Origin of the sequence: Methylobacterium sp. J-030 (assembly GCF_022829545.1) — a bacterium.
Lineage (GTDB): Bacteria > Pseudomonadota > Alphaproteobacteria > Rhizobiales > Beijerinckiaceae > Methylobacterium.
This window is the reverse complement of sequence record NZ_JAKSYM010000354.1, coordinates 1-2,771: the sequence shown is the minus strand read 5'-3', so window position 1 is coordinate 2,771 and position 2,771 is coordinate 1. Positions and strand designations below refer to the sequence as shown.

Genomic DNA, 2,771 nt, shown 5'->3' with positions numbered 1-2,771 from the left:
GGCGACGCCACCGGACGCACGGGGGCGGGAGGCTGATCCTCGGTGGGCGGAGGATCGGGAGCGAGGCCGTCGGGGAGGGCGGAGGCGTTGCCCATCACGCGGCGGCCGGCAGGGCGGCGGCGGGGCCGGCCGGCGGGGGGGGGTCCGGCTGATCGTTCGGGCGGATCCCGGCGGGGCCAACCGCCCGCGCCGTGCGGGTCGCGACGGAGAGGCGGATCCCGCCGGCATGGGCGGCGGCGTCGAGGTCCCGGCGCATAGCGGCCGGCAGACGACGGTTCAGAACGCGGTCTTGGGGCGTGCGCACGTCAAACATCCCCGAGCGGAAGCACTCGCGGAGTAGAACACAGGCGGGCGGTTTGTGTTACAAAGCTATAGACGCGTTCTGTTGCCCTCGTTGCTCTCGTTGCTCATGTATTGCCTGCTGGCGTTAGTGCGACAAACTGACACGATTATTTATCGGCGATTTTGCGGGCGCGGCGCTGCGGTTTTAGGTCAGCAAGACCCGAAGCGTTGTCCTCGTTGAGATAGAAAAATCGCACTCGCTCCTCTTCTGTGACAAACCGCAATCCTTCGACAGGCTCGGGGCGCGGATAGATCCTTTCAACCCGCGGGACGAGCCCAGATATCTCAAAAAAGCGACCCATTGCGTCTTTTATCATCGTTTCTGAACGATCAGAGCGAATAAGCGCGGGCAACACTGCCTCAAGTACCTTGTAAACTGACGCCTTACCCTCGGCTTTTTCATGCCAAGGCCCCCCTAAGTCCGTTTCTACGGCGCCAATTACATCGCGTATATCGCAAAGGAAACTATAAGTTTGCGGGCCTCCCATCGCTTCGACAATATTAAACTCCGACCTTTCTACCGTTGCCGCAACGATGTCTTCAATATCCAAGGACTGATCTAGTCGAAATTCGAGTTCCTGAGATAAGGAACGGCCCGATTTTTTCGCCGCTTGCTCCAATCGCTCGCGCGTCCGAGCAGTCGTGCGGGCCTGAACGGTGATGCGCTCCGGGGCATCCTTTGGCGTGGCTGTTTTGGGCATGGCCTCTCGTTGCTCTCGTTGCTCCTGTTGCCTAGGACATATCATTGCCCGCCGTGACCGGCAACGGTGTCCGAAAGCCTTGTCATCGTTTTGATTGACATTGACGCGGATGGCGCCATTCTGTCGGCACAGACGCGCAAGCTCGCGCGGACAGAGGAGGTCGGCCGTGACCGAACACGCGCCCATCATTCGTCAGACAGAGGTCGAGAAGCAGGCCCGCGATGGGCGCCAAGTGGCGGTCAAGGATCTTGCCAGCGTCACCAATCGGTCGAAGGACGCGATCTACAAGGCGATCCACCGCAAGGAGATCAAAGCCGTTTGGGTCGGGCGCACGCCCATGATCCCACCGGCTGAAGCTCTACGCCTTCTCGGAGTGCTGAGCGAACCGATTGCCGCCTGAAACGCCGCCGGTCCGAAAATCGGGGTCCGGCGGCGGGGTCTCATCTACGGCGCTTCAGCACCGCGGTAGATAAGGCATCTGGCGTTCAGTCTCAATGATTTTCGGCCGGCACCCTCACCGCAGGAGTGCCTACCGTGAAACCCAAGACCTACAGCCGTTCCCTCGCCCTCCGGCCCCACGAGGCCGTTCCCGACACAGCCGCAGTGCAGGCCCGCATCGAGCGCCGCCTTGCCGATCGGTGCCGCGTCTCGGATCCGGTCGCCGCCGTCCTCGCCAGCCTCGCCGGCATCGGCCCGCAGATGCGGGAGGCCCGGTAGATGGGGGCGCTTCCCGACATCACCCCGACCGCCGCGCTGCAGTTCGATGCAGCCGGCGAGGCCGCGGCCATCGCTGAAACCTACGTTCACGCGGCCGGACAGTTCGCCCTGGCACGAGATGCCAAGGGACTCGCCTACTCGCTCAGGCAAGCCGCCGTCGCGCTCGCGTCGGCCGCTTCTACGGCCCAGGCCCTCCGGCCCGCCCAGCAGACGGAGGGCAGCCGATGACGCACCCCCGCATCCTCTGCCCGCCCGCCGGAGCGCTCGCCTGCGCGAACTGCACGGCCTGGAATGCATGGGACAGCATCGCCGTCGGACAGGACGGCCCGCGCGGGTTCGTGGTCGTCGGCCGCAAGCCGACCGGCCAGTGCCGCGCCGCGCCGCCCAGCATCGACCCCGACGCGATCGCTGGCGACAACGCCGTCTGGCCGGTGGTTGCCGCCGACCATTGGTGCCGAGCCTTCGCGGCGCGCGACCGGAACGAGGAGGCTGCTTGATGGGTCGCATCCTCACTTTCGGGCCCCGGCCGGCGCCGAGCGCCCGTCCCAAGCTGCCGCGCGCCCCGTGGGGCGCCGACATCTTCCTGGTCCGCTACGGGCACCCGCCGCATGCTGGCTGCTGGACCGTGTTCGACGAGTCGCCGTCCGGCGGTTCGGCCGGCAGCCACGGGGACTACACCGACCGCGCCGAGGCGGTCCGTGCCGGCCGGCAGCTCGCCGAGGAGATCGGCGGCACCTTCCACGACGGGGGCGCCTGATGGGATCCGTCGTCGCCTTCCCCTCGCCCATGTCCACCCAGCGCACGCCGGTCGCCGTCGAGGTGATCCTCTGCCCGACCGCGGGCATGTGGATCGCCTGGCTGCTCCTGCCCTGCGGCCGCTACGTCGCTCTGGAGCGCACACCGGACAAGGAGCACGCGCTCCGGGACGCGCGGGCCTACTCCGCCCGGCACCATGGCATCCCGGTCTCGGTGCTCAGCGGGCCGCTCGCGGTCGTGCTGGATCGATCGGTG

8 protein-coding genes are annotated in these 2,771 nt (G+C 66.5%); 6 read left to right on the top strand and 2 right to left on the bottom strand.

Annotated features, from left to right (window positions below):
- Positions 1-94: 94 nt before the first annotated feature.
- Positions 95-304 carry a hypothetical protein gene (locus MKK75_RS28405; protein ID WP_244045835.1) on the bottom strand — a complete coding sequence of 70 codons (210 nt, stop codon included), beginning with the start codon at positions 302-304 and terminating at the stop codon, positions 95-97.
- A 145-nt stretch (positions 305-449) separates the two neighbouring features.
- Positions 450-1,043 (bottom strand): TraY domain-containing protein, encoded by a 594-nt coding sequence (locus tag MKK75_RS28400; protein ID WP_244045834.1) that lies wholly within the window; start codon positions 1,041-1,043, stop codon positions 450-452.
- Between the two features lie 166 nt (positions 1,044-1,209).
- On the opposite strand from MKK75_RS28400, the gene MKK75_RS28395 reads away from it, so the two are divergent.
- The 6 genes from MKK75_RS28395 to MKK75_RS28370 form a co-directional block, all read left to right on the top strand.
- Positions 1,210-1,443 (top strand): hypothetical protein, encoded by a 234-nt coding sequence (locus tag MKK75_RS28395; RefSeq protein ID WP_244045833.1) that lies wholly within the window; start codon positions 1,210-1,212, stop codon positions 1,441-1,443.
- A gap of 134 nt (positions 1,444-1,577) precedes the next feature.
- On the top strand, positions 1,578-1,760 hold the full coding sequence (locus MKK75_RS28390; RefSeq protein ID WP_244045832.1) for a hypothetical protein: 183 nt from the start codon (positions 1,578-1,580) through the stop codon (positions 1,758-1,760).
- On the top strand, positions 1,761-1,988 hold the full coding sequence (locus MKK75_RS28385) for a hypothetical protein (RefSeq protein ID WP_244045831.1): 228 nt from the start codon (positions 1,761-1,763) through the stop codon (positions 1,986-1,988).
- Positions 1,985-2,257 carry a hypothetical protein gene (locus MKK75_RS28380; protein WP_244045830.1) on the top strand — a complete coding sequence of 91 codons (273 nt, stop codon included), beginning with the start codon at positions 1,985-1,987 and terminating at the stop codon, positions 2,255-2,257. Before MKK75_RS28385 ends, MKK75_RS28380 begins: the two co-directional genes overlap by 4 nt.
- Positions 2,257-2,517 (top strand): DUF2188 domain-containing protein, encoded by a 261-nt coding sequence (locus MKK75_RS28375; RefSeq protein ID WP_244045829.1) that lies wholly within the window; start codon positions 2,257-2,259, stop codon positions 2,515-2,517. The genes MKK75_RS28380 and MKK75_RS28375 overlap by 1 nt, the downstream gene beginning before the upstream one ends.
- On the top strand, positions 2,517-2,771 hold a 255-nt coding region (locus MKK75_RS28370; protein WP_244045828.1), incomplete at its 3' end, for a hypothetical protein. The genes MKK75_RS28375 and MKK75_RS28370, both read left to right, overlap by 1 nt.

What these genes read in the sequence shown, in the direction of transcription:
- MKK75_RS28380 (WP_244045830.1), top strand. Translation starts at nt 1,985, where the DNA reads ATGACGCACCCCCGCATCCTCTGCCCGCCCGCCGGAGCGCTCGCCTGC.
- MKK75_RS28375 (WP_244045829.1), top strand. Translation starts at nt 2,257, where the DNA reads ATGGGTCGCATCCTCACTTTCGGGCCCCGGCCGGCGCCGAGCGCCCGT.
- MKK75_RS28400 (WP_244045834.1), bottom strand. Translation starts at nt 1,043, where the DNA reads ATGCCCAAAACAGCCACGCCAAAGGATGCCCCGGAGCGCATCACCGTT.
- MKK75_RS28385 (WP_244045831.1), top strand. Translation starts at nt 1,761, where the DNA reads ATGGGGGCGCTTCCCGACATCACCCCGACCGCCGCGCTGCAGTTCGAT.